The organism is Pseudoalteromonas sp. AWH4_217 (genome assembly GCF_056161105.1).
Genome location: NZ_JBSWYM010000006.1, coordinates 243,987 through 269,972, shown reverse-complemented (window position 1 = coordinate 269,972; position 25,986 = coordinate 243,987). Strand labels below are relative to the sequence as shown.

The 25,986-nt window shown below is 47.5% G+C and carries 18 protein-coding genes; 6 read left to right on the top strand and 12 right to left on the bottom strand.

Translation table 11 applies throughout. The features are described 5' to 3' along the window. Positions 1-167 precede the first annotated feature (167 nt). Positions 168-2,114, top strand: coding sequence for a fibrinogen-like YCDxxxxGGGW domain-containing protein (locus tag ACXAH1_RS09525; protein WP_475196290.1), 1,947 nt, complete (start codon positions 168-170; stop codon positions 2,112-2,114). Between the two features lie 223 nt (positions 2,115-2,337). Here the strand turns inward: ACXAH1_RS09525 and ACXAH1_RS09520 are convergent, their stop codons facing one another. Next, positions 2,338-3,720, bottom strand: coding sequence for a Na+/H+ antiporter NhaC family protein (locus tag ACXAH1_RS09520; protein WP_475196374.1), 1,383 nt, complete (start codon positions 3,718-3,720; stop codon positions 2,338-2,340). 252 nt (positions 3,721-3,972) lie between these two features. Between ACXAH1_RS09520 and ACXAH1_RS09515 the strand changes: the two genes are divergently transcribed. Both ACXAH1_RS09515 and ACXAH1_RS09510 read left to right on the top strand, forming a co-directional pair. Next, positions 3,973-4,863, top strand: coding sequence for a DMT family transporter (locus ACXAH1_RS09515; RefSeq protein ID WP_475196289.1), 891 nt, complete (start codon positions 3,973-3,975; stop codon positions 4,861-4,863). A 135-nt stretch (positions 4,864-4,998) separates the two neighbouring features. Further along, positions 4,999-6,042, top strand: a complete 1,044-nt coding sequence (locus tag ACXAH1_RS09510) for a fibrinogen-like YCDxxxxGGGW domain-containing protein (RefSeq protein WP_475196287.1) — start codon at positions 4,999-5,001, stop codon at positions 6,040-6,042. Between the two features lie 96 nt (positions 6,043-6,138). Here ACXAH1_RS09510 and ACXAH1_RS09505 read toward each other — a convergent pair whose 3' ends face one another. From ACXAH1_RS09505 to ACXAH1_RS09465, 9 genes are all read right to left on the bottom strand, one after another. Then, positions 6,139-8,484, bottom strand: a complete 2,346-nt coding sequence (locus tag ACXAH1_RS09505; protein WP_475196285.1) for a hybrid sensor histidine kinase/response regulator — start codon at positions 8,482-8,484, stop codon at positions 6,139-6,141. Then, positions 8,481-9,509: a cytochrome-c peroxidase gene (locus ACXAH1_RS09500; RefSeq protein ID WP_475196284.1), complete on the bottom strand. Its 1,029-nt coding sequence runs from the start codon at positions 9,507-9,509 to the stop codon at positions 8,481-8,483. Before ACXAH1_RS09500 ends, ACXAH1_RS09505 begins: the two co-directional genes overlap by 4 nt. A gap of 299 nt (positions 9,510-9,808) precedes the next feature. Beyond that, complete coding sequence (locus ACXAH1_RS09495; protein WP_475196282.1) at positions 9,809-10,234, bottom strand: hypothetical protein; 426 nt, start codon at positions 10,232-10,234, stop codon at positions 9,809-9,811. Positions 10,235-10,258: 24 nt separating this feature from the next. After that, complete coding sequence (locus tag ACXAH1_RS09490) at positions 10,259-10,735, bottom strand: GNAT family N-acetyltransferase (RefSeq protein WP_475196281.1); 477 nt, start codon at positions 10,733-10,735, stop codon at positions 10,259-10,261. Between the two features lie 227 nt (positions 10,736-10,962). Then, positions 10,963-12,018, bottom strand: coding sequence for a hypothetical protein (locus ACXAH1_RS09485; RefSeq protein WP_475196280.1), 1,056 nt, complete (start codon positions 12,016-12,018; stop codon positions 10,963-10,965). 11 nt (positions 12,019-12,029) lie between these two features. Continuing rightward, on the bottom strand, positions 12,030-13,091 hold the full coding sequence (locus ACXAH1_RS09480) for a hypothetical protein (RefSeq protein ID WP_253047122.1): 1,062 nt from the start codon (positions 13,089-13,091) through the stop codon (positions 12,030-12,032). 309 nt (positions 13,092-13,400) lie between these two features. Then, a complete protein-coding gene (locus tag ACXAH1_RS09475; RefSeq protein WP_475196278.1) occupies positions 13,401-14,444 on the bottom strand; it encodes a GGDEF domain-containing protein in 1,044 nt (347 codons plus the stop codon). A 280-nt stretch (positions 14,445-14,724) separates the two neighbouring features. Continuing rightward, positions 14,725-15,381, bottom strand: coding sequence for a LysE family translocator (locus ACXAH1_RS09470; protein ID WP_475196277.1), 657 nt, complete (start codon positions 15,379-15,381; stop codon positions 14,725-14,727). Positions 15,382-15,486: 105 nt separating this feature from the next. Beyond that, positions 15,487-16,224: a helix-turn-helix domain-containing protein gene (locus ACXAH1_RS09465; RefSeq protein WP_475196276.1), complete on the bottom strand. Its 738-nt coding sequence runs from the start codon at positions 16,222-16,224 to the stop codon at positions 15,487-15,489. A gap of 133 nt (positions 16,225-16,357) precedes the next feature. Here ACXAH1_RS09465 and ACXAH1_RS09460 point away from each other — a divergent pair, with 133 nt between their 5' ends. From ACXAH1_RS09460 to yiaA, 3 genes are read left to right on the top strand one after another with little or no spacing between them, the layout of a single operon-like run. Beyond that, positions 16,358-16,708, top strand: a complete 351-nt coding sequence (locus tag ACXAH1_RS09460) for a hypothetical protein (protein WP_475196274.1) — start codon at positions 16,358-16,360, stop codon at positions 16,706-16,708. Next, positions 16,708-17,520 carry a DUF2145 domain-containing protein gene (locus ACXAH1_RS09455; protein WP_475196273.1) on the top strand — a complete coding sequence of 271 codons (813 nt, stop codon included), beginning with the start codon at positions 16,708-16,710 and terminating at the stop codon, positions 17,518-17,520. Before ACXAH1_RS09460 ends, ACXAH1_RS09455 begins: the two co-directional genes overlap by 1 nt. An 11-nt stretch (positions 17,521-17,531) precedes the next feature. Beyond that, positions 17,532-17,978 carry an inner membrane protein YiaA gene (gene yiaA / locus ACXAH1_RS09450; RefSeq protein WP_475196271.1) on the top strand — a complete coding sequence of 149 codons (447 nt, stop codon included), beginning with the start codon at positions 17,532-17,534 and terminating at the stop codon, positions 17,976-17,978. 30 nt (positions 17,979-18,008) lie between these two features. Here the strand turns inward: yiaA and ACXAH1_RS09445 are convergent, their stop codons facing one another. Beyond that, entirely contained in the window at positions 18,009-23,792 is a 5,784-nt protein-coding gene (locus ACXAH1_RS09445; RefSeq protein ID WP_475196270.1) for a DNA repair ATPase, read from the bottom strand. Between the two features lie 89 nt (positions 23,793-23,881). After that, on the bottom strand, positions 23,882-25,975 hold the full coding sequence (locus tag ACXAH1_RS09440; protein ID WP_475196268.1) for a hypothetical protein: 2,094 nt from the start codon (positions 25,973-25,975) through the stop codon (positions 23,882-23,884). Positions 25,976-25,986: the final 11 nt, after the last annotated feature.

Here is a 25,986-nt window from a genome sequence, read left to right as displayed (position 1 = left end):
TTTAACCACTTAACCCCAAATTTCCGGCAAAAAAATACCGCAAACAGCATAAAGGTTAAACACTTATGCTCCAAACTTGATTTAGTTCCTTGTTTTGTACCATGCAATGGCGATAGAATATTTTATGTCTAATCGCCCGATTAGACTCTCATAAAAGGAATGAATCAATGAAAAAAATAGCTCTGAGTTGCTGTTTGATGATGTCGTCAATGGCCAACGCATTTACCCTCATCGAAGATATTAAAGTTTCCAGCGACCCTATAACTGTTGCCATTCACGGCTATACCGATCCGGTTATTATTGCATCTGTACCAACCATGAATGACAAAGATGCTGGTGTGATATCCATTTCTAACGTGACATCAAGCAGCTTCGATGTGCAATTTAAAGAATGGCCTTATCTGGATGGTGTGCACGGTGAAGAGTCGGTCTCTTTCTTTGTTATAGAAAAAGGCCGCCACACACTAGCTGATGGCAGCGTGTGGGAAGCGGGTAAATTCCCGATGCAAAGTGGTAGCAGTCATGTATTTTTCAAAGAGAGCTTTGAGCACACCCCCCATGTATTACTGACCGCGCAATCCCAAAATGAAAGCGATGCATTTGCACTGCGCGTTTCAAGTGCTTCCAGCCAAACTTTTGGCGTAACGCTTCAGGAGCAGGAAGACGGTAACGGACATGGCGAAGAATCCATCGGTTACCTTGCCGTATTTAGCCAGGAAAAGCGCGGCGCACTGGACACTGACGGCCTTTATTATACATTGCGCCAGGAAGCCATTAATCAGGACGGCCTGAGTGTCGAGCCGGGTACTTTACTGATCCAGGAAGAGCAATCTAAAGATCAGGAAACGGCTCACTTGCTTGAACTAACCAGCCTGCTTACAGTTGGCAATCAGTTGTTCGCGCAAGACAACACTCGCTACGGTTCTGATCCTATGTCATTACGCTATCAGGCGCCGGTTGACTATATTATTGAACCAGGCGAACAAACCGGTGAATTTGGTAATATCGCTCTGTTGGGCACCAATGGCCTGACTGAAGCATCATATACAGCCAGCAGAACTCACTCACATCACAAAACCGCAGGCGGATTTGACGGTTACAACAGCGGAACCTTGATCAATAGTGACTCTCCTGGGAAAGTGACTAAGGGGATTTGGATCTCTACCGTCGACGAAAAACATTGGCTACAGGTTGCATTTAACCAAGCTGCCTACATCACTTCATTCCGGATTGTCCAGTATAAAGAAGCATCAGATCCGGGCATGGGACCTAAAGATGTGACGTTGCAAGTTTCATATGACGGTCAGACTTTCACCGATCATGAGTCTTTTACACTCGAAAAATCGCTTGATCAAACCATTAAGCTCAGCAAACCCGCTGTTGGCAAATACATACGTCTGCAGATCGATTCAACTCAGGGACACCGTTACCATGTGATCAGTGAACTTGAATACTATGGCGGCTTTGTCAAAGGTGAAATCACTGATCCTGTAGAACCACCCGCAAGTGCTCAGGGCACGACCTGCGAAACCATCAAAGCAGCTAATCCATCCGCCGCTTCAGGCCTTTATCAGGTTGACCCCGACGGCCACGGCGGTCACGATGCCTTTGATGCTTATTGTGAAATGAACCACCTGGGTGGCGGCTGGATGCTGGTTGCCAGTCACCAAGACGGGCTGGAATTGCTTAACAGCGTCACCCCCTTGGTTCCTCAGTCTATCGGTGTGACCGGCGCTACTGAGTGGCAAAGCGCGCGTGATAACATGACAACAGGTATGATGTTCGTAGATGAGCACCAGCGCGTTTCTATGATCAGTAAGGCCAAGCTGGACAATGGTAACTGTGCTAACCTCAGCCAGACTTCAAACCTGATGAGTCCTGCAGCGCCTTACGACACATACGTATTGTGGCAGAATGAACAAAATGGCTGTAGCCTGAGTGGGCTTGACTACTCTTACATTGCTTTAGGCACCAAATACGGTGCGCGTGGTGAGAGCTACCTGATCTCTGGCGCATCTTTGTTCCAGTTCGACGTCAAGTTCGACGTGTGGCCCTATACGGATGAACGCTTCAGTGCTCAGGAACAAAACGCTTTATGGTATTACATTAAATAACCACTCCAAGTAAATAAAACCCTCTTCTCAGTGCACAACCGCCTGAGAAGAGTTTTTCGTTGGTACTGATAAAGGGCGCAGCGCCCATCAGAAGTGTAGTTTAACAACCTATCGATGCACTCAAGACTTGCGATTTAGTGGACTGCCTTATTCCCCCTGTTAGAAGGACGCATATCACTACAGTTATTGAAAGGCAGCAACGCTCTTTATCTTTGAAATATTATTATGCAATTATTAAAAAACCAACGAAAGCAATGCCTGCTGCCAATAACGCATAAGGTAACTGAGTAATGGCGTGGCTTATCAGGTTACAATCTGAGCCTTGCGCCGCTAACACGGTGGAATCTGAGTAAAAGCATGCCTGACTACCAAAAGATGATGCCGACAACAATGCACCAATCACCAATGGTATGTTTGCGTCAACTGCCACAGCCAGAGGCAATACAATGGGAATAGTCACAGCAAAAATCCCCCAGCTCGACCCGGTTGCAAAAGCTAAAATAGCCATAGATAAAAACACCATTGCAGGTAGCAATTCTGCCGTCATGTAGGGGCTTAGCGTGTTGATCACATACTTTGGTAACAGTAATTGGTCACACACATCCTTAAAAATGAATGCCGCAATCACAGTGCCAATGGCCGGTAACATACATTTAAACCCATTAATCATCTGCTCCAGCATATCAGCCAGTGGCATCAATCGCTGTGCTAGATAAAACGGCATGGTCACTGCCAGCGTCGCCAGCAAACCTTTCCACACGTCAATATCAAAATATACTGTAAAGGCTACCAACAAACCCAAAGGCAGCAAGAAATTGTACAATTTACCTTGGGTATCTGCCTGTTCAAACTCCTGCTCTATCGCCTTTGCGGCATACTGATCCGGGGTTTGCACTTCTTCAAGATCAACTTGCGCCAACGCAGGATCTCCGCCACGCGCTGCCAGCTCTGCATTTTTCATGGGGCCAAAGAGCGGGATCACACCCAGTACCACCAGCGGCACCATAATCACGGCCACCCATGCGTACAGCATGTAGGGAATAGCCGTAATATACGTACTGATCCCTTGCCCCTCAAGGGCCACGCCGTTATCAACCAAAAGGCCGCCAAAGAATACTGCCCATGTCGACAATGGAACCAGCACACAGATAGGTGCCGCTGTAGAATCCACAACATAAGCCAGCATTTCTCGTGAGATTTTAAATTTGTCGGTCACCCGGCGCATAGTTTCACCCACGGTCAGGGCATTGAGATAGTCGTCTATAAAGATCACAACGCCCAATACATAAGTCATCAGTAGCGACGACTTGGGTCCTTTGGCCAGTTTCAAAGCACTGCGGCCAAAAGCCAGCGCACCACCGGTATGCACCAGCAACGCAATCAGGGCACCAAAGGAGCCACACACTAAAATCAGCCAGCCGATGGTTTCATCGCCCATCACTTTAAGCGATACCGCAGCAAAGTTTGCCAGTACGCCCGATATATCCACTAAAGCCAGGCCAACCAAAGCCCCAATCACCAGAGATAAAATTGGACGACGAAGAATAATTGCCAGTGTTAACACGACAACAGGGGGAATAATGCTAATTGCACTGGGCTCAGCCATAACCATTTCCCAAATTTCTATAAACACAAAAACACGCCTGACAAGGCGAGTAAGTTCTGCCTAATTTTGGGTTGACTAAATGCTGTATGGCCCTCATTGAAACATCGCAGCGAAATTAAACTTAGTTCAACACGACGTCAATCATTTTTTAGTTACTTTTTTACGATTTTTATTCAACTGAGGCTGCTACCATGCCTCTTTCGTTTGGTTTATGTATACTAGCCGCTTTTAGTTCAGCAGAAGAATAATAAGATGATTGGAATAGGCGAAGGTGCAGCCATCAGTGCTGCGTTTGTTTGGGCGTTTTCAACCCTGTTGTACAAACGGTTTAGTCACCATCTGAGTCCATTCGAGTTAAACGTCAGTAAAGGGGTTATTGCATCTGCACTGATGGCACTATGCCTGTTCATTGCACAAGACACTCTGTACCCAGCGCAATCATCAAGCTGGGCCTGGCTGATTGCCAGTGGCATATTGGGTATCGCCATCGGTGACAGTGCCTACTTTGCAGCGCTCAGAAATATTGGCCCGGCACGCACCTTGGTGATTGAAAGCCTGGCTCCCGCTATTGCAGGCATTCTGAATATCCTGATTCTGGGCGTTTACCTTGGGCCAGTCGCCTGGCTTGGCATCGCTGTGACCACCTTTGGTGTTATTCTGGCTATAAAACCCAATAAAGCCCAACCGCTCCCGGACAAAACCCATTATCTGCTGGGCGTAACTTTTGCGCTGACGGCGGCATCATGTCAGGCCGCAGGTATGGTGCTCTCGAAAGGCGCATTAATCAACGAAGACATCAGTAGCTTGTGGGCCGCATTGATCCGTCTGGCATCCGGCACCTTATTTGTTGCTTGCCTGGTTGCCTGCCTGAAATCTCATAGCCTTAATAAAGCACTGACATTAAAGCAAATATCAGGAAAGCGCTGGTTGTTTATCGCGGTTTTTTTCGGCACTTTTATCGGGTTGTGGTTGCAACTTGTATCCGTGAACAACACGGACCCGGCAATCGCACAAACCATTTTTGCGACTGCCCCACTCATGGTGATGACCCTTAGTTTAATCAAAAAAGAAGCCGTTACCAAAGCCATGCTCTGCGGCGGTGCGATTGCTTTGTTTGGGGTGTTTTTGTTGTTGCAAGGGTGAATTAGCAAGAGGGAGGTATACCCACCAAAGATACATGAGCACAGAAAACTCGCAACTATGTCTAGTTAAATATTGTATTTATAACCGATACAATACGACGCTCGGGATTTATCACATTAATAAGGAAGCACTACTTTGAAGACACTATATCAATTCAGCGCCATTACAATCGCATTAACTCTGGCTATGGCCTGTCAAGCTCATGCAGATACACAGGAGCCCATTCCAGCAGACCCACAAATTGTCTCGGATACGGACTGGCAGGAGTCATCGACCAGTGTCACAACGCTCAAACAAGTAGGTATTGGTACAACTTCTCCCGGTGAAGCACTCCACGTTATTGGTAACGCCATTGCCGATGATCCTTTGCAACCAACTCACTTGGTGACAAAACGCTATGTAGACGAGCAACTTCAGAGCATCTCTGACGCCTCAGCGCAACAGCAGCAACAGATCCAATCTTTGCAACTGAGAGTAGCCGAGCTGGAAAATCAGTATCTGGCTGTTCGCAACGACTACACAAACGTGATCAAGCGTTTGGATAAAATTGAAGACACACTTTCTCCAACAGGTCGTAACTGCCTGGATATCAAAACTCAGTTACCGGTTGCCAGTACTGGATTTTATCTTATTGATCCGGATGGTGAAAACTTTGGTATCGACCCCTTTAAAGTCTGGTGTGATATGGATTATCAGGGCGGAGGGTGGACCTTATTCGCAAATCACAAAGACAACATAGAGAATATACAGGAAGGGGAAGTCGTCTCACCTGCTGAATTTTCGGTTATGAAGGCGCAAAGATGGCAAGCGCTAAGACAAACCGTCTCGGGCGGCATGATGTTTAAAGATGAACATGGCCGCATTACTCAGGTCTATCAGGCAAAAATGAACAATGCAAACTGCCGGAATATTTACACCGATGAAAGTCTGGCTGAGCTGTCAACGCTGGGAGATTATGGTTTAATTTGGCACCATGAGGACACCAACTGTGATGTATCATGGGACTTCTCAGGTGTTATATTAGGAGACAAAGATTCAACACGTGCAGCAACTTACACCTATCAGGGTGCCTCTGTTATTCAGGCTCCAAACTCCAAAACTCGATTCGATGTCTGGCCTTACGGTAGTAACGAAAGCTCTCGCTATCAGCAGGACGAATTACTGTACTTTGTAAAGTAAATCTCACGTTGCAGGGCACATGGCGTGCCCTGCAAAACATAATCAAGGTTCGCCCATAAATTCAATAAAGCAATTGAACCTCTCCCTCATTGCGAACTAGCATTCCACTTTATCCACGTTGAACAAATACCGATTCAGAATTCTATCCAGCTCATCGGTTTTAAATGGCTTGCCAAGGTGATCGTTCATACCAATTCCCAGGTATTTTTCGACCTCACTTTGCATTACATTGGCCGTTAAGGCGATGATCTTGAGCTGTGACTCATCGTAACTTTGCCGCACAATACGAGTGGCTTCCATACCATCCATTACCGGCATCTGAATGTCCATAAAGACCAGGTCGAATGCGCCATCACATGCCTTGATTTCATCAACGGCTTGCTGTCCATTTTGTGCAATCACAATCTCTATATTGAACCGGTCAAGCAGTTTAGTAGCCACAATACGGTTGATATCATTATCCTCTACCAGCAACACACGGAATGTTTGGGTCTGTGCAGTACCTGCGGCTTCGCCTGATAGCCTGGATGTCAGCTGATCATCTGTTGCCGCGTGCTCGTTAGGGCTATCTGTAATAAACAGGCTGATCAAGTCTCTTTTTAACAGGGGTTTATACAAAATAGGATAATCAATTTTAGGCGTTATGCTTTGCTCTGTGTGAGCTGTGTAAATCACCACTTTGGCGGGCAGTATCGCGAGAGCCTCAAGTCGCTCCAATAATTCATTGGCTTCACAGTCAGGTAGCACCCAGTCCAGCAGTAACATATCAAATGTTTCGGCCGACAGCCGCGCTTCTGCTTCCATCCCTGTGTGGGCACGCGCAACCGTCAGCCCAACCGAAGTCGCAATATTAACACTGACTTCCATATATACTGGATCGTCTTCCACAATGAGTATTGAGCCGTCCAGCATGATTTTTTCATTTGTTTCAGTTGCCTGAGGAGCGTGATCCAGTGTTGCCATCGGCAAGCGGACCATAAACGTTGAGCCAACACCTACTTCGCTGGTAACGCGTATTTCACCTTGCATCAGCTCAGCAAGTAATTTACATATCGTCAACCCCAGTCCGGTTCCTCCATAACGCCGTGTGGTCGAGGATTCGGCCTGTGTAAAACGTTCAAACAACAGCGCGACTTTGTCCTCTTCTATGCCAATGCCCGTGTCGCTCACCGCAATTTCAAGCCAGTCACTGGCTGCATCTTTGGGTTGCCTGTGTACCGCTAAAGTGATGGTGCCCTCTTCAGTGAATTTTGCGGCGTTAGAAGCAAAGTTAAGCATTATCTGATTAATTCTAACCGGATCGCCGACATACCATTCATTGAGGTTTGGGTCGATATCGAAAATTAACTTCACCCCCTTAGTATTGGCGATGGGCGTGATCAGCGACCGCAAATTATCCAGCAGCTCCTCAAACTGGAAAGGGATTTGTTCAATATTGAGTTTTTTGGACTCAATTTTCGAAAAGTCCAGAATATCATTGATGATGGTGGTTAGTGCATTTGCTGAAAACCTCACTTTCTCCAGGTAATTCCTTTGTACGCTGGTCAATTCAGTGGACAAAAGAATATCCGTCAGCCCCATAATGCCATTCATCGGAGTTCTAATCTCATGAGACATATTTGAGAGAAATAAAGACTTGGTTTGGGCAGCCTGATTAGCCTGTTCATTGGCTTTCTTCAGGCCACTCATAAGTCGAAATAAGACGATTAAAATCAGCGTAAATACCAGCAGCAGAAACCAAAATACGGACTGTATCATCTGCCAGTAAACCCTATCGACCTGGTTGTTGAGTTGCTGTGTTTCCCGCAAAATAGCGGTAGATAAACTGCTGTTTTGAATTGGCACCAACAAATTTGAGGCCATCAGCGCATTTTCCAATATAAACTCTATATGCAAACGCATTACCCTGAAGGTACGTCCTTCCTGCTCAAGCTGGGTGAGTGTAACCATAGACTGCGCAAGTTGCTGACGAACCTGCTCAATGACCCTGTGCGAGTTTGTCACCTGAAGATTAGACACCAGTGCCGCACTTTTACTAACAATGAGCTGTGCCTGTGGTGAAAACGCGTCACTTTCCAATTCTTGTTTTGCAATGTAGCGGTAAGATGTTTTGAGCATAGAGGCGAGCTGCATGTATGTGTCAATGGCATCATGAAAGTGCGATATCGCTTTGTTCATCTCATCACTGAGCAGCTGCCGTGATACTAACTCATTATAAACACTTTCAAACTCAAGCTGCTTCTGTGCATGCTTGTCAAAGTGATAAATATTGCTGTCCATGGCTGACAGGGTCTCAAGCGACAACTCGGTTGTGGCTCTGTTGAGCCGCTCTTTCAATGCCAGTGTAGCCTGTACGTCCCGTAGTTGATGGTATTGGTCAATTGCGTTCGAACCGAGCCACCAAATCAGCAATAGGGTAATCCCTTCAAGTATGTATTTCACTCTTTCAATGACCTCGGTAGTTCCCCTGAAAAGGCATGCAGCAAGGCTTCCAGATCAGCGATATCCTCCTCGCTGAGTTCTAAACCCAACTGCCCTCGTGCCATCAGCCTTATTGCATCCGACAAATTAGCCACTGAACCATTGTGAAAATAAGGCTCGGTATTGGCGACGTTGCGTAGACTTGGGACTTTAAATACAAACCTGTCCTGCTCGTTACGGGTTAACTGATAACGACCAAAGTCATTTAGCAATTCATTGGGCATACGCTCCAGACGACCCATTTTCTGATAGATATTACCGCCAATATTGCGACCCTGGTGGCAGGTCACACACCCCAGTTCAACAAATTTACGATAGCCGCGCTGTTGTTGTGCCGTTAAGGCGCTCTTGTCTCCAAGCAAGTAGGCATCAATGGGGGTATTTTCAGATACCAGTGACATTTGGAATGCAACAATGGCTTTGGTGATATTTTCGGCTGTGATCCCTTCATCTGACACCGCACTGAAACTGCTGACAAAGTGCGGCTGCTGCTGAAGTTTTGCAATGACCTGAGACCAGTTACTGGCCATCTCCAAGGGGTTATGAATAGGTAAAGGCAACTGACTGGTCAGGTCGACACTTCGCCCATCCCAAAACTGCCTGAAGTTAAACACTGCGTTGATCACGCTCGGGGCATTACGGCTGCCCAATTGCTGATTTATCCCAACTGAAACCGGAAAACCATCGTCTCCTCCGTTGTACAAATCATGGCAAGATGCGCATGAGGTTGTATTGTCCGCTGAAAGTAACGGGCTTTTAAACAGTGCTTTACCAAGCTGAACCCAGCCAACATCATACTGTTCAATGCGTGGCAGAGGCTGAATCGCGGCATCGACCCATTGCGTAGAATAAGTGACCAACTCAATGCTGCTGTTCACCGCGGTCTCGCGGCTACGACTGCCATCGTATAAATAAAATTGTATCGCAAGGCTCAAAAATACAGCCGCCAGACCACCGAATACAATCACCACATAGTTGGTACTCATACAGTTCACATCCCTGAAGCGTTTCTCAGACCCCGATAATGAAAGTAAGTATAGACCACTCAAACAAAAAAACTTTCCAGGCGACTGAGGTATAGCCAGCAAGACTCTGCTATGAGGTTACGCAAGATAAACGACCTCAACCGCCCCGGGTTTCGGGAAATAAGTATTACACGACAAAGGGCAGAACTTACCAAAAAACACTCGTACACAAATGAATTAAATGGTGCGGAGCAAAATACCCTGCTCTACTATGTGAAATAGACACCCGCTGTTATGGTTACACCGGGGTAAGGCCCCGGTTATCTGGTAAGGTGTTCGCCCTGTCGTTGAGCGTGTATGACCGTCATAAAGTCGCGCGCACCAAAACAGCGAAAACGGTAAAAGCCATAAGGTGTTGTCAGTACGATAATATTGGTCAATAAACCTGATTCAAGACTCATGTCCATAATATGTGATAATGGTATGGACAATGAGTAATCCCCTTTATGAAAAAGTATGTTTATCAGGTTGGGAGAGAACTTGATATGGTGCCGGGTCAGTAGAACAACGCCCCCTACCCAAAGCCCGTGATGAGCTTTACGGTACTTATCAAGCGCCGTTTCTGCTGCCCAGTCATGGAAGTGTACATCCTCAAGGTAAGTCAGGCCATCTGCCAGTCTGAAATCTGCAGCAGCATTTTCAATCAAAAAGTTACAGAGCTTTTTGGCAACGGGTTTGTCGGACATCTGATTTCCTTTCATATATCACAATTAACTGGACGGAATTTTTCCATACATAATGTATTGCGGTCCTGCAGGTCCACCCAAGTACTTATCATCACAAACTGCCAGCCCGGCTTTTAAATAACAAGCGTAAGCCCCCAGATTTTGGCAGTTAACCCCCAAATACAACCATGGGTAAGACGTATAATGGACAGACAGATATGCCAGCAGCGCTTTTACTGCCGAAGTCCCCAGCCCTTTGCCCTGATACTGTTTATCAATTACAAATGCACGTAACCCCAAAGCGCCAGCCGGGCAATACTCATATTTTTTGTCATAAGCCAAATCGAGCTTAAAGTAACCAATCAGGCTATCATCACGCTTGATCACATGTCGATGTGTGGTGTCACATTCGTCTTCTAAAAACTCATCTGAAGTGCCTGCAAAACGGATCTGTTCTGGTGCCAGTTGTATCCTTGTAACAGCAGCTATGTGTGATGGAGACAATTTTTCAATGACAACCATACCTATCCTTTTATCGTTATGACCTATCAGTCTTAAGTGTATTTAACACCAATTTGGGAACAAAAACAGTATCGAACATCTGCTCAGAGATCAAGCAAACCGGACGATTGAGCATCACACACATACACAGAGCTGAATCATACGATGAGTTTAATTAGGCGGAAATGGCAAATCGGCTTTATTGCATGCACCGGGCATGCAAAAGAATAGAGTACTTAAATCTGCACTTATTGGTTCCCCAGCTGCTTCAGAAATGCCAGTTTTTGTCGTTCCTGTTCAGTGGGTGTATAGGGCACTCTGCTCAATTCAGATAGATCCACGCCATCAAGCATATAGGTATCCACGTTACTGCGGCCATAGCGGGCTTTCTCCTGTGGCGAACCAGACATACGCTCTACCACAAAGGTTGTCAGCTTGAGTGCTGAAGCCTGTTGCGGCAGGACGCTTTGGTGGATCTTAAGTGGCAATAATTGCGTTCCTTCACTCAGGCGTTTTCTCGCCACAACATGAGACAATGGCTGATCACCCGAAAACAGGTTGGCCCTGATCCGATAAATCCCCGCCTCCTGGACTTTAAGCCTGGCATATACAAGCAGGTCACTCCCCTGTACCGTCGGCTGTTCCAGGTTAAGTAATTCGGCACTCGGTTTCATATAGTGGATCTGCGCCACCAGTGGAATTTCGTCTCCTCTGACGTGAGCACGAACAGTCAGTTGCAGTTCCCGCGGAAACGTTTTCTTTCCCTTAATACGCGATCTGTAACTGCCTTCTTGCTCTATCAGGCTTTGGGTAGTCAGCACTTTGTTACTGTCGACTTCACTGACCGTTACTGTGGCACTGTATATATCGCTGCCCGTTAGCACTAACTCTATCGGCTCTGGGTATACGAAACGATATTGACTGAGTTTGAGTGTCAATACCTCGTCTATATTCTGCGTCGGGATAGTGACAGGATAAAAATGATTAGGCGTGAGTCTGTCAGCATCTGCCGCTGTCAATGGCTGCGAATAGGGCGCAAACTGCAATTGCTGTTCATAATGCTGAGCAATGTGGTCTGCGGCTTCCGTCATTTGCACGGGAATATGTCTGTCTCGTTTTTGCGGCAGTGTTGTTTGTGGCGCCACCTCAGCAGCTGCTTTCGCTTTTTTAGCAAGTGGCGCTTGCGCTGGCGTGTTTTTGTTAGTGTCGGTTTGAACCTGAGCAGGCTCAGCGTCACCGCTGAGCCACCAGTAACCAAGCCCGATTGCCACAAACATCAGAATAATGAACATCCGGGGCTTCATACCTTTCTCTCCTATTGCATCGCATTAAGCATTAGACGAGACAGGCTGTTATTCCCTGAGTTTTCAACATAACGATAGGTACTCTTCCAGAACCAGGCACCCGTTTCTTCGGTGTATGTATTGAAGCTTACAGTGTTACCATCAAGCAGCTGTCTGCTAGTCTGAGCGGCGGTCACTTTGCCTTCTGCACGATCATTGATCACAGAGAAATGGTCGTAGTTATCGCTCATCAACATTGGGTAGTGATATGGCATGAACCCACTAACAGCATCACTTTGAGACGCGATTTTTCCGCTGGTAGCGATACTTGTACTACAGCTGCCAAAGTCGTCGGCACGACTTGCGCCACACGCGGAGTGTGTTGCAACAACACTATCGTCTGTTCCTTTTAAGAAAAGCTTGGTTGCACCGAGAAACAGTGTGCCATCCGCAACAAAACGCAGTCTTGGTGTTCTTGCTTCTGGTAGCGCAGCTATTTGTCTGGCATTGTTCACTTTCAGGTCATTCAGTACACCTAACCGGCCTTCAACAGAGCCACCCAGCCAGGCTCTGATCGCCGCTTCAAGAAGTGGGTTCAGACCAGCAGTTCCCTGTGCGACACTCACAGCCAGGTCGGCCAGCTCACTACCACCACCGGCTCCGGCAATGTCAAAGGTAGCAACAATATTCAGTGGCGTAAGACCGGCATTTTCCAGCCAGTTCGCCTGATTATCCAATAAGTAACGCGCAACTAAATCACCCGTTGAATGCGTAACAAGGATACAACCAGGCTGACAGGTTCCCTGTTGAGACATTTGCTTTAGTTTTGGCCAGACATAGTCACTGGCTATCTTTCCTTCAATGCGCTCTAGAGCAGGCCAGTCAATGCGAACATCAGCGTGTTGACCCCAGAATTCTGACCAATATGACTCACCATCGCCCGTTACATCAATTGGGTAACCAGAGGTCACTTGACTGGTCTGAAGACCATGAATAAGTACAACTTTATAACCACTTGCAAACGTATTAAATGCCACCGAACTCAGCAGGAAAAGCCAAGACAGGCGCAGGTAGTATTTGATTTTGTGCTGCATAATTTCCTCTTTAATCCTATTAAAATCATTGTGTTCTGTGACCAGCCTTCAGATTTCTATCCGCTGGCAATTTGCCATACCACGACACTAGCTACTGGCGAAATTGCATAAATATGACACTCATCTGACGTCTGACCTTTTGGTAAAGCGAATAATAAGCTAATGAGTATATGATCAAAAATCAACCACAAAATGAATGAAAATTAAACTTTTGTTAACGTCTGTAATTTGGGGAATAATATATATGAGGAAAGTTGAAGTATTTTTTATTGGCAAAAATCGTTACACAAGCACAGTATGCTAAGCCGGCTAACCGGCTACTTCCACCCTGTCACGGCCATGTGATTTAGCCAGATATAAAGCCCTGTCTGCCAGCTCAATAAGCGTTTGCCAGGGTGCGCCTTCTTTATGTAGTGCAATGCCAAAACTGGCGGTGATCTGTCTGATGGGGTTACCCGTTTTCTTGTCTTTTACCGAGAGTTTTCGAATATCCTGACGGATCATATTAGCAAAGCTGACCGCTTCACTGACACTGCTGAGTGACAATGTCAGACAAAACTCTTCACCACCGTAGCGATAAGCATCACCACGACCTTGCGCGTGGTGCGCCAACTTTTCGGCCACTTTACGAAGAATATCGTCACCTTTTTGATGACCAAAGTCGTCATTGAATTGCTTGAAGTGATCAATATCAACAAACACCAAGACCTTTTGCTTGCTCATCTTATGAGTACAGAAGCTAACGATATCTTCGTCAAATTTACCACGATTCAGCAGGCCGGTGAGTTTATCTGTGTTGGCCTCTCGTTGTGACGCAAAAAGTGCTTCTTTAAGCAGTTTGATTTCGTCATAGGCCACCTCCAGCTTATTCTGAAAACCTAGCGCATTTTGCTGCATCATGACCGCTTCGCGCGTCAATCTGGATACATATTCCAGTACTTCGTCGTACGCACGAGGATCCTGCTCAGAGCCCTGCCTTTTCAAATTGTGCAATCCATAGTGGCATTCGGATAAAAACGCTGAAAAATCCTGTGACGTCTCCAGTGTTTGCGATATTTCGCTCTGCACTTGATCTATGGTGCCCTGAAATGAATGAGATATTTCATGAAACAATGCCAAATCTTGCTGTGAAAGATATTTATCAAACAACTCTCTGGCTAAATGAGGGGGACAACTCTGATAGCGCGCCAAAATCTGATCTAACTCTACATTCAATTCAGGTTGTGAGCCCACGACGTAGCAGTAGCAAATCGAATAATTTAACGGAGTCAGCGGGATCCGATAACGGATCATGATCGGCAAAGCCTGTTTCAGGTAGTGCGCAGAGCGCGTCAGTGTTGTTTCAAATTCCATATAGGTCCGTCAAGCCACATTGTCGGGGCAATGTTTTATTGTTTAATTATTGTTCTACTTTTGGAGCCAAGCGAATGCAATACTAAATAATTAGAAAAAATTAATCAATGATATCGTGTCATTTACAATTAAATTCATGTTACCTTTGCTAAAACATAAAGTATTCTCGTGATTAGATTCAGAAAATATATTATTCACCGCCCCTGAAAAAGCAGACAACATGTATTTAATTAAGGAACACCTCAACCTTAATTGTTGCTTATTACCATATAATGAATTCTCATTTACTCAACACTAGCCGTGCCGATAACACAATAAACAAAGTACCCAAAATTCCGTCTAGGTGCACAGCCCAGCGCTTAATGCTTTTTGCCCGTGTTACAATAGTTTTTGCCAAATTACTGAAAGCGGCAGCAAATAGCAGGTTAATGAAAAACGCAAACAGACTAAGCAGAAGCCCAAGTACAATTAACTGTGTAGTCATCGCATACTCTGAAGAGGTAAATTGAGGTAAAAACAAACTGAAGAATAACAACGCTTTGGGATTAAGTAAGTTATTAAAGCATCCACGCCTGATCAGCTCTAACCCATTAAGGTCTGAATCGGTCATAGCAGCGCTCCTCTCTGGCTGCGCTGTGTTACTATGCTTGTGCCAATGCAGCAACATCTTCACACCCAAGTAGGCGAGATAGCCCGCCCCGATCATCTTTATAATCAAAGCCACAAGCGGCATGGTCTGCATTAACTGTCCGAGGCCAAAAGCCACCAACGCTGTCTGAATCACACCCGCAAACAAAATACCCAACGCAATGAAGAGTCCCGCTCGAAACCCCTTTGTAGCAGAGTAACTGGACAAAAGAATCAGATCAGGACCCGGACTGATTACCAAAAAGAAAATGGTCGTGAAAAACAAAGGCAGCAAGCTGATATCTATCATGGTATCTCCGGGTTCAATGTTGGATCGTCAGGAAAAACCCGATATCGTACCTATTTAAATACAACAAAGAAACCTTTCGTCGACATAGCTTATTGAGATATGTTTTTAATCATCCCGCCTGAGATCATTAAACAACCCCAGTTGCCAGGGGCGCATCGCCATGAATAGCCCCACACTCTGACGCTTTTCCAGAGGTAACCGTGCATCCTGTTGGTTAAGCTGAGCAACTTCTTTGGTGAGCTGCTCAAGACGACGCCGTACCACACTGATGGTGGCATCACTGTAGCTTCCGCGTAAATAAAACCGAAAGCTATCCTCACGGTTAAAATCTCCCTGTAAAAACTTGGTCAACACCTGTTGTTCGATAAACCGCTCAAGCGGGCCGCCGGGGATCCAGCGAAAATCCTGGGCTACTAAAGATTTATAGCGATTGTTAGGCAACAGCTGGATCATATTCAGATTATCTAATCGCGCCAGCAAGCGAATGCACTCAAGTTCATCTATCTGATACTGAGCAATGATGTCTTCAAACTGCCAGCCATCACGTACACACACAGCCACCAAAAACAGTTTCGGATTCTCCATCAACTCCTGCTCCTGTGCCTGCGTGAGCTGGCTGATAAGTGATTGCTTTTGCTCTCCAAGTGCAAACAAGTCCGCCAAAGACAATTGCATCAGCTCACAGATCTGTTCAAGTCGTTGCAGGCTGAATTGCTCGCTGGCAAAGACCCGCTTCACATTGGCCTCGCTCATATCCAGTGCATTGGCAACCTCTTTATAGGTCAGTTTATGTTGCTTCAATAGCTGTTTAAGCGTTGAAGTGATTAATGGGATCTGGCTCAAAGTATTAAATTCCTATACTTATAGTCTCTAATTACTATACATATTAATTTTGAGTATACAAATTCAATCCCTCCGGTAAATTGGAAAGCAAGTCAACGCAAACCACATGGTTTGCTTACCAGGAGGGAAAGATATGACTCACTTACTTCGTTCAGTTTTATGCACAGCACTATTAAGTATGGTTTGTACGCAGGCAGCAGCCAATGACAGCCATGCATCACAGGCAAGCCATCATGGCAGTCAGGCCAGTAAGTACAGTGCACTTAGCGTTGGTGAAAGCGCCGTTGAAGGCGCAAAAGTGTCTATGATTGCAGTTTCTATCCCCGTTGCAGTAGTCGGGTTCAGTGCAATTTCAGTAGGTATGGCCAGTACCCAGGCCGCGACAGACTTATCTGATGCCGCCAGCCCAAAACCTTTGCCTATTTGTGACGATGTATTAATTGCAGGACCTGCACCGGCACAAGCTCTTAACGAGGAGCTGTAATGATGAACTGGATACAAGGATTGTGCGTGGCCGCAGCAATATGTGCCAGCACACATACGTTTGCAGGCAGCCAAAACAGTGGTGAAGCCCGCTTTGAAGCTAACCAGATCGCTCAGTTTGCCAAACAGGTTGAGCGCTACAGCGCACAACAAGGCGCGCATGTATTTGTTATCGGCCGGGTCGGTCGCCCCGAGGGCGACCTACCTGAGGGCATTGAATTTACTCATGTTGCACTGGCTGTCTACTCCGAACTCACGACCACTGATGGCGAGAAAAAGCAGGGTTATGCTATTCACAATTTATATCAACTGAGCGACGACCCCGGCACCAGCCAGCTGATAGTAGATTACCCGACGGACTTTTTCTGGTCAGTGCATGACCTCAAAGCGGCCATTGCGATACCTACGCGGGCATTGCAACAAAAGTTACTGGATGCATTTGCGCAGGGAGTACCTGCCAAGGTCCATAATCCGCGTTATTCGGTGGTAGCCAACCCATTTAACAACCAGAAGCAAAATTGCACCGAACATACGCTGAATGTGATCAATGCAGCTTTATATAACACCACGGACATGGCACAGCTTAAAGTGAATACGCGAGCTTATTTTGAGCCGCAAACACTCAATGTCAGCCGTTTTAAACTGGCGCTGGGCTCCTTCTTTAACGATGGCATAGACAATAGAGATCACCAGGGTAAGGTCAAAACCACCACTTTTACCTCAATTGCCCGATATCTAAAGAACAATCAGTTGCTGGCACACAGTACCGTGCTGACGCCGGATGGCCCGGTTGAATTGAAATACCCGCTTTAGGAGAACACAGTATGACAACAACAACCCCTTATGCACCGAGTAAAGCATTTAGACTGGCCTCTGTTGCTGCCCTGCTGATTGGTATTGCCTGCTACCTGATAGGCCTGTTCAATGCGCAAATGGCACTGAATGAAAAAGGGTATTACCTGATAGCACTGTTGTATGGCCTGTTTTCTGCGGTATCACTGCAAAAGTGTATCCGTGACCGACAGGAGCAGATCCCAACCTCACACATGTATTATGTCTTGAGCCTGGCTTCCACCCTTCTGGCGTTAGTGCTACTGGTATTTGCCCTGTGGCGCGCCGAGCTACTGCTCAGTGAAAAGGGCTTTTATGGTATCGCGTATTTGATGAGCCTGTATGCCGCTATTGCCGTTCAAAAGAACGTCAGAGATAGTCAGGGCTTAGTGTCAGATACTCCTGCACCAACCGCGAATAGCACGGAAGGCGAGGAGTAAGCAGAGATTATAAGGCCGCACTGTGCGGCCTTATAACATATAAGGATTCTCTCCTCTTGGTTCATTACTGTCAGCAGGCGCCAGCTGCAAATTATCAAGCTTATCAAGGATCTCTGTGAGTTGCGCCCGCAACCCCGCATCATTACCCTGCTGCGACGCCTGATGCATTTGGCTCAGTAACTCAGTGACCGCTGCTAACGCCTGGGCACTGGCATCATCACTGTAGTTATCTACCTGTACATTAGCCGACTGAATGCGTGCCAGCTGCGCGGTTAATTCGCCAATCAGTGCTTGCTGGGCATCACTTTGCTTTCTCTGTTCAGACTGTTGCTGACTGCTCAGCGATGCCAGCACGTTATCCAGCGCGCTTTGATGATGTGCTAACCCTGCAACGGACTGCGCCAGTGCATTCGATATATCCTTAGCCTGAGCCGACATGCTGGTTTGCTGCTGCCTGAGCATTGAGTCCAGCGCGGATCGCAGCGTTGCCTGATTGCTGGCAGCAAGCTGATCGCTTTGAGCCATCGCCTGACCAACCGTCTCACTCAGTGTCTGCACCAGCTCGCTTTGCCCTGACTGTTGATAAGCCACCAGCACTTCGAGCACTTCTTTGAGCTCAGCCTGCCCCTGACGAGTGACGCGGTCACTGTTCTGCGCGACCGAGTTTATTGTCTCAGTGATGGTCTCCAGCCAGTGCGGTAGTTGCTGGTTTTGCGCCTTGTGCTGTTCAGTAAGTTGCTCCAACGCCGTGAGGATGGCTGGCTGCTCAGCTTGTCGGGTCAGTTGTTGCAGCTGTGCTGTCACTCCCTGTTCACCAAGAATCGCTCGCAATCCTTCAAATTGCTCACTGTAATTGTGACTTAACTGCGTTTTATCCAGACGAGACGCTATCTGTGACAACGCACCGCTCACTTCAGCTAACTGCTCAACCGCCAGCAATGCCGGACTTCCCGCGTCATTAGCCCGATTAAGGCGCGCATAGTCCGCCTTGATCTGAGCCCAGCGCTCATTTTCCTGTGCTGTCAGGGTATTGCGCAATTCACCCAGTTTAAGCAGGTTTTCTTCACTGCCCTTACTCAGTGTTTGCGCTTCACCCCGGTAGTGATCCTGGATCAGGTTTTCCAGTTCGTCCTGATTCATGGCGGCGACTACCTTTTCGGCCATCTTGTTCATGTTGCGGTAACTGCCCTGCAACTTAAATGGTGGCTCAGTACGATAATTATCGTCCTGCGCTGCCGAGGCAATATATTGGGCGTTTACTTTAAGCACGGTTTCTCGAATGACCAGTAACTTCTGGAGTACCGCAGTAATTTCATTCGCCTGGGCCTGAGAGTAACCATATTCCAGCTCGTTCAGAGAAATGTCTTCCCCTTGCGCAATGCGCACCAGCTTGTACAAATCAGCCATATTGCGGTTTGCCAGTGGCGCCAGCACGGCATTGGAAGTAAGTGCGTTTTCCACAAAGCTCATGGCAAACTCTTGCTCACACCCGGCCAATGTATCGCCCAGGTTGTAAATGTCAGCCCGGTTCGCCAGCATGTCCGGGATCTTAAAGCTTTCACCCGATTCGGTATACGGGTTGCCCGCCATCACCACTGCAAACTTTTTACCACGCAGGTCGTAGGTTTTACTCTTACCATTCCATACCCCGTCAATGCGTCGTGAGCCGTCACACAGCGAAATAAACTTCTGTAAAAACTCCGGGTTGGTATGCTGAATGTCATCCAGATAGAGCATTACGTTGTTGCCCATTTCGAAGCTCTGGTTGATCTTATCTATCTCTTTAGCAGCTGTCGCATTGATTGCCTGCGACGGGTCTAACGAGACCTGATCATGACCAATAGACGGACAGTTCACTTTAACAAAGGTCAGCCCCAGACGGTTTGCCACATATTCAATCAAAGTGGTTTTACCGTATCCCGGCGGCGAGATCAGCAACAACATCCCCATTAAGTCGGTACGCTTAGCACTGCCTGAGGCACCGATTTGCTTGGCCAGGTTATCGCCAATGATCGGAAAATAGACCTTATCTATGAGCTGGTTGCGCACAAATGAGCTCAGCGGTCTGGGCTTAAACTCTTCCAGTTGCAAGCGCGCTTTTTGCGCCTGCAGCACATCCGTTTTTAACTGCTGATAGCTCTGATATGCAGGTAAAGCCTGCTCAATGTAAGCAGTGGTCCGGGCCAAAAACTCAGCATAATCAAGCGCCAGAGTCTGCTCTTCAATACGCAGGTGTTGCCCCATCAAACCGGATACGTGCGTCTGTGTCTGAACATCCCGCACCTGATAACTGAGTGCTTTGTGCTCAACCAGCAACAAGTAATTCGCCGCTTCAATCTGACAATCGAGACCCGCATCCTGTTGCTCGCCATAAGCCTTCAGCCAGCCGGAAGCCAGGCGGCGCTTTTCTGACAAGGTAGTTAACTCAGCAAAGGTCTCTTGCAGCGTCTGCCAGAAGCCTTTGGCTTTAGCCATACTCTGGAACTGCTCCGCCAGTTTACGTGCCTCTGTCTGCACTTCAAACTGTGGCAGGCCGTTACTGCTTGCCAACACCTGAATGAGATATTCAGCACTCAGCTGCGCAGAATACTGTGCCAGACTCTTAGTGTAATCACCCAGCTGCGCTGCAAAATCACAAAGCTGCTCACTTAGCTCACCAATCAGTAACTGGTTAAAGCGTGGATCGTTCAGCGTCGTGGCCATCAGTTGCGCCTGAGTCGCTTGCTGGTGCAGCGGCTGTAATTTCTCACGCTCTAACGCAGAGACAAATAGTTGCGCCATAACCCGGCAGCTGGCCGGATAGATCAGCAACCCCAGCTCGCTTTTCTGTTTCAGTAACACACTCAGGATCCGGGTTGCATCAAAGTCATGAATGCCTTTTTCATAGCCTTCCTGATATCTTGGCTCAGCAAACGTTTGCACTAAGGTCAGTAACGAGTCATCTTGCAGTGCACGCTGCAGCTGTTCCATCGACAAGCCAGACTCACCCCGTTGCGCCGCACGCAGGATCTGCGCTGCCAAAAACTCACCGCGATAAATCTCTTCACTTTCGGAAGGCAAGGTTTGCGCCCAGTAATCCGCAGCCTCTGCCAACTGTGAACGGGCTTGCTGATCGGGAATAACATCGAAGTACTCGGTCCCGGTCAGGTGCAGCATTAACTCGTCATCGCGAGGCAACAACGTCAGGTCCAGCACCTGTTTATTAACACTAAAGCCATGCTTGCCGATTTTGACGGTTTTGCCACCATCGCTATAGATATCCTGTTTATCTCTGAGCGAGCGGATCCCCTGATCTTTACTGGCTTTGAGCTTAGCGGCAATGTCATCAGCTTTAACCTCGTCGCCAAGCTCTTTTAGCTCCTGAGTCAGACTGCGTAATTTACTGATCATAGAATCAGAGGCAAAATAACTGTTTATCTGGTCCAGCTCAGTAAAGCTTTGGGTGCGCCGGCTTACCCCCTGCAAAATCCGCTCGGCTGCGGTAGCCAGATTCAGTGCCCGACGTTGGCGTTCATCAATCAGCTGCTGTTTATGCGCTTCAAAGCTTTCGTAAACATCATCCCGTTTTGCCAGGATCTCACCCAGAAACTCATCATATTCACTGAACTGGGACTCCAGCTCCTCAAGTTGGATCAGCAATCGAGATAGCTGCTCGTCACATTGCTCAGGCGTTTTAGCGGCGCTCAGGGCGCTGGTGATGCTCTGACTGAACAGCTTAAAGCGCGCGGCAAACTCGGCCTTGGCCTCAACACTCCCAAGGCTTTTACGGCGGATCTCAACGGCCGCTTTAGCACGGTTAACCAGCGCATAGACGCCGCTCACATCTTCAAGAATTTGTGTTCTTACCCGGCTGTCTTCAATCTCCAGGTCCAGCATAGTGTGATTGAGCAGATCCAGCTCACCGCCCAGCGTTTCCAGTGAGCCAAGATACCCTTTGAGCTCAGTGACACTGTCGCTTTGCTCACTTTTCTCATTAATCTCCTGCAAATGCTCATGATAAGGCGCAAGAGCTTTGTCCTGCTGCAGGAAAGTCGCCGTGGCATGACTGAGTATGCGAGTCTGCTCATCAATACTGCTTTGAATGGTACTGAGTACATCCAGATTGATGAATTTCACTTCCTCCAGGCTGATCACTTTGCCTTTGAGCAGCTTCAGCGCATCCAGACTGGCCACAAACTCGCTGGCCAGTTTAAAGCTGTCAGGGCGTACCTCACGCAGTACCTGATGGCTTTCCTGTTCAATATCCGCTTCGGCCTGTCGGGCACTTTGCTGGATCTGGCTGACTTTTTCAAACTCGTCCAGTACCTGCTCTGAGGTTTCAAAGATGTCATGCAGCTGCGAATTTATCGTACTGAAATCCGCTTCTGTCAGCCAGTGGTAACGGTCAAGTATTCCACGGGTATGAGAGATCAGGTCCTCGTAATGAAAGACACTGGGGTTTTGTTCACTGATGGCCTTGCAGACACTGTATAAATCAGAGATAGCCCTGACCAGATCCGGGTTGCCTATACGGCCAAGGCCGCTTGTGGGTGCCGGCGCATTGGCAGCAAACTCTGCTGAACAAAAGGGGCTTTGCCAGATCTGGATGGGGTGAACCCGCTCAGCTTCTTCCTGCTCTGCTTTAAACGTCAGCGTTAAACCGTCTTCATAAATGCCATAGCCATGGCAATAAATGGGGTTTTGCAGGTTCTTTTCGATGATGTTGTAGGCAAACAGCGCATAGCGACCTTCGGTAGGCTCATAAAAAACGTACAGCACGTCTTCACCATTAGGCGATTTCAGCTGACGATGAAACTCCAAATCCTCTATTTTATCTTCAAAATAGCGCGTCTGGCCGGATTGCAAATAGTATCCACCCGGGAAAATAATACCGTGGTCTTCAGGCAACTGGACACAAGCCTGACCTATGGCATCCTGTCTCATTACCTGTTGGCTGCGGCAATTATAGATAAAGTAACGCCACTGCTTTTCGCGATAAGGTAATACCCTGAGCAGGATCAATTCCCCCACCTGAGCATAATACAACTCACAGTCTGCCAATGACTGATTGCTGTCTTCTACCGGCTCGCTATAAATACCTTCGCCAGTTTCCGTATTGTTCTCTATTTTGATAGTCAGGTCGCCACCAACGGTTTCGACAAACACTTTGTCGAGCACATTAATGTGCGGGTGTCGGCCTTCCTCATGCTGGGCACGGTCCGTCTTAATCCATTCAAAATCAAAACCGCTGTGTTCTGAGATGTCTCGTTCACCACGGTTGTCGATATAGTCGAGCGTATTGTCGGTGGCAATTTGCCAGCGGAATACCCTGACATCGCTCAGCCTGTCACCAATCTGGAACAGCGCAAACAGCTTGCCGCCCTGCACAAACAGGTGCTGCAAACGGGTTTCTTTATAATAGGTATAAAGCTCTTCAAAGTCCCGCAAAAAACGGGCGTCGGTCAGAAACTTGGTCTCTGAAGGGTAAGGTTCAACCTCATAATGGTCATCCTGCTGCACCAGCTTTTGCACACTAAATACATCACTGACGTGGATGCTTTGCTTGAGGCCCATAAAGACGTTGTATGCAAAGATCAGTTTGTCGCCAATCAGTACTATGTCTCTGGGAATACAATTATGCTCAGTGCGAACCCGGGCACGACCCTGTACTTTCAGCTCAGTGCTGCCAAACGCATCAACACGCTGGCTATTGAGGTCATCCACCTGAGTGCGTAGCTCACTACCGAAGTTACTCAGGCGGCGCTTTATCAGTTGATAGGAGCCCTGCTCCAGCGCGCCGTGTGATGCTGTGTCCTGGCTTGTTGGTTCCGTCATATCACTTTCCTGTAATCATATCCGGTGCGCAATACCGGTTCGCTATCACGCACCTTAAAAAACATTGGGGCAGCGCCCCGGCGCAGGATTTATTCCTGTGTTGTGTTTTTAGCTGAATTACCGTTCAGTGAATTGCCAAGCAGGCTAAGCAATTGCTGTTTTTCGGCATCTGATGTGTTGCTCAATTGCTGGAAAAACTTACTCATATTGATGTTCTTCAGTGTCTCAGACGAAGCATTGGCACCTGCCAGCACGCCTTTGAGGTCATCCATCAGATTCCGCTCACCGTTAAGGTGGTCTTTAAACACGGTCTGCATTGTCTGGCTTTCGTTAACCAAACCATCGATGGATTTACCCAGTGTGATGGCGTTCATAAACTGGTTGAAGAACTGGCCGTCACCCCCCATAAAGTTAATGTCTGCATCGCTCAGTGCCTTAGCCAGCACTTGTGCCTGGTGAGCTGCAATTTCTTTGTTCGCTTCCAGCTGTGCCAGCGTCAACTCTTTTTGCTGGTTCAGTTGCAGCGTAAAGCCTTCGTAGTCACGGGCATCTTTATCCATAGCATTAAGGGCCTGTAGCTTCTCTTCCAGACCTTTGGCCTCGGCCGACATTCTGCGCTCAAGGTTAATCGCTTCCGCTTCACCCTGTTTCTCCATAGCTTCTGCCATGGCAGTTTGTACTTCGGCATCTGCCAGGCCAATATCGCGCTTACCGTGGGCCTCTGCCTCCAGCTTCTGCTGCAGCACTTTGGCGTCTGTTTCACCCTGCAATGCATTGGCTTGTGCTTTAGCCTTGATCACCTCGGCTTCCGCTAGACCTGAAGCAGCCGCTTCGACCTGTGTTGCCTCTGCCAGAATTTTCTTCGACTCAGCCTGCTGGTTAGCGATACGCAGCTCAGCTTCAGCCATTTTTTCCATTTCACGGGCTTTGAACTCTGCTGCCTGCTCCTGTGCTTTTGCCGCTTCAATGTCTTTCACCAAAGCTTCTTCTGCTTCAGCCTGGGCACGGATCACAATGGCTTGCTTGTCACGCTCGGCAGCAGCCAGCGTTTGTACGTCTTTGATGCGCTCTTGCTCTTGGGCTACGGTTTTCTCAACCGCAACTCGGTCACGTTGCACGTCAGCAATCTCTTTACGCTCCACTTCCAGCGCTTTTTCTTTGTTAATACGCAGGATCTCGGTTTCTTTTTCACGCTCAATGACTTCAATTTCACGCGAACGGGCGACTTTTTCTTCTTCAATGGCCAGCACGCGCAGACGATTTTGCTCAGCAATATCGACTTCACGCTGCCTGTTCTGCTCTGCAATCTGGATTGCTTCATCGGCTTTAAGGCGCGCTTCTTCAGACTTCAGACGCTCTTCTTGCTTGACGCGTTCAGCTTCGGCTTCTTCGCGTGCCTGAACAGTTTCAATCTCACGCTTTTGCTTCGCTTTGGCATCTTCTTTCTGACGCTCAATTTCCAGCGTTTTTTCCAGTGCCGCCTGATTCTGGATCTCTATTTGCGCCTGCTCGTCACACTTTAGCTGGTTGGTTTCAACGTTTTGCGCTGCGGTTTTTTCAGTGATACGACGAATACCTTCCGCATCGAGAATATTGCTCGCATCCAGCTTGTGGATTGAGGTTTGCTCCAGATAGTCAATCGCCACATCTTCTAATGTATAGCCCGACAGGTCCTGACCAATCACTTCTTTGATGCTGTCGCGGAACTCATTACGGTGTGTGAACAGCTCCTCAAAGTTCATCTGCTTACCCACGGTTTTCAGTGCTTCAGAGAACTTGGCTTCAAACAGTTCTTGCAGTGTTTCCGGCTCAGACGCGCGAGCACACCCCACCTGTTTTGCTACCCGCAATATGTCTTCTTTATTTTCGTTCACGCGGATATAAAAAGTAATGGCAATGTCGGCGCGAATGTTGTCTTTACAAATCAAGCCACTGCTATCGCGGCGCTCCAGCACCATGCGTTTGGTCGAAATGTCCATCACTTCCATCTTGTGGATCACCGGATAAACAATGCCGCCTGTGGTGGTAACATCTGGCTCATTCTTCATTTTATTGATGATCAGGGCATGGCCTTGTTCCACCTTACGATAGAATTTACCAATCAATAAAATGACAGCAAAAATGACGACTATCACTGTACCAACGATAGTCAAAACAGGTCCAAGGTTATTTAAAAATTCCATATCTCTTCCTG

What these genes read in the sequence shown, in the direction of transcription:
- ACXAH1_RS09500 (WP_475196284.1), bottom strand. Translation starts at nt 9,509, where the DNA reads ATGAGTACCAACTATGTGGTGATTGTATTCGGTGGTCTGGCGGCTGTA.
- ACXAH1_RS09480 (WP_253047122.1), bottom strand. Translation starts at nt 13,091, where the DNA reads ATGCAGCACAAAATCAAATACTACCTGCGCCTGTCTTGGCTTTTCCTG.
- ACXAH1_RS09515 (WP_475196289.1), top strand. Translation starts at nt 3,973, where the DNA reads ATGATTGGAATAGGCGAAGGTGCAGCCATCAGTGCTGCGTTTGTTTGG.
- ACXAH1_RS09495 (WP_475196282.1), bottom strand. Translation starts at nt 10,234, where the DNA reads ATGTCCGACAAACCCGTTGCCAAAAAGCTCTGTAACTTTTTGATTGAA.
- ACXAH1_RS09490 (WP_475196281.1), bottom strand. Translation starts at nt 10,735, where the DNA reads ATGGTTGTCATTGAAAAATTGTCTCCATCACACATAGCTGCTGTTACA.
- ACXAH1_RS09460 (WP_475196274.1), top strand. Translation starts at nt 16,358, where the DNA reads ATGACTCACTTACTTCGTTCAGTTTTATGCACAGCACTATTAAGTATG.
- ACXAH1_RS09455 (WP_475196273.1), top strand. Translation starts at nt 16,708, where the DNA reads ATGATGAACTGGATACAAGGATTGTGCGTGGCCGCAGCAATATGTGCC.
- ACXAH1_RS09470 (WP_475196277.1), bottom strand. Translation starts at nt 15,381, where the DNA reads ATGATAGATATCAGCTTGCTGCCTTTGTTTTTCACGACCATTTTCTTT.
- ACXAH1_RS09520 (WP_475196374.1), bottom strand. Translation starts at nt 3,720, where the DNA reads ATGGCTGAGCCCAGTGCAATTAGCATTATTCCCCCTGTTGTCGTGTTA.
- ACXAH1_RS09475 (WP_475196278.1), bottom strand. Translation starts at nt 14,444, where the DNA reads ATGGAATTTGAAACAACACTGACGCGCTCTGCGCACTACCTGAAACAG.
- yiaA (WP_475196271.1), top strand. Translation starts at nt 17,532, where the DNA reads ATGACAACAACAACCCCTTATGCACCGAGTAAAGCATTTAGACTGGCC.
- ACXAH1_RS09445 (WP_475196270.1), bottom strand. Translation starts at nt 23,792, where the DNA reads ATGACGGAACCAACAAGCCAGGACACAGCATCACACGGCGCGCTGGAG.
- ACXAH1_RS09485 (WP_475196280.1), bottom strand. Translation starts at nt 12,018, where the DNA reads ATGAAGCCCCGGATGTTCATTATTCTGATGTTTGTGGCAATCGGGCTT.
- ACXAH1_RS09440 (WP_475196268.1), bottom strand. Translation starts at nt 25,975, where the DNA reads ATGGAATTTTTAAATAACCTTGGACCTGTTTTGACTATCGTTGGTACA.
- ACXAH1_RS09525 (WP_475196290.1), top strand. Translation starts at nt 168, where the DNA reads ATGAAAAAAATAGCTCTGAGTTGCTGTTTGATGATGTCGTCAATGGCC.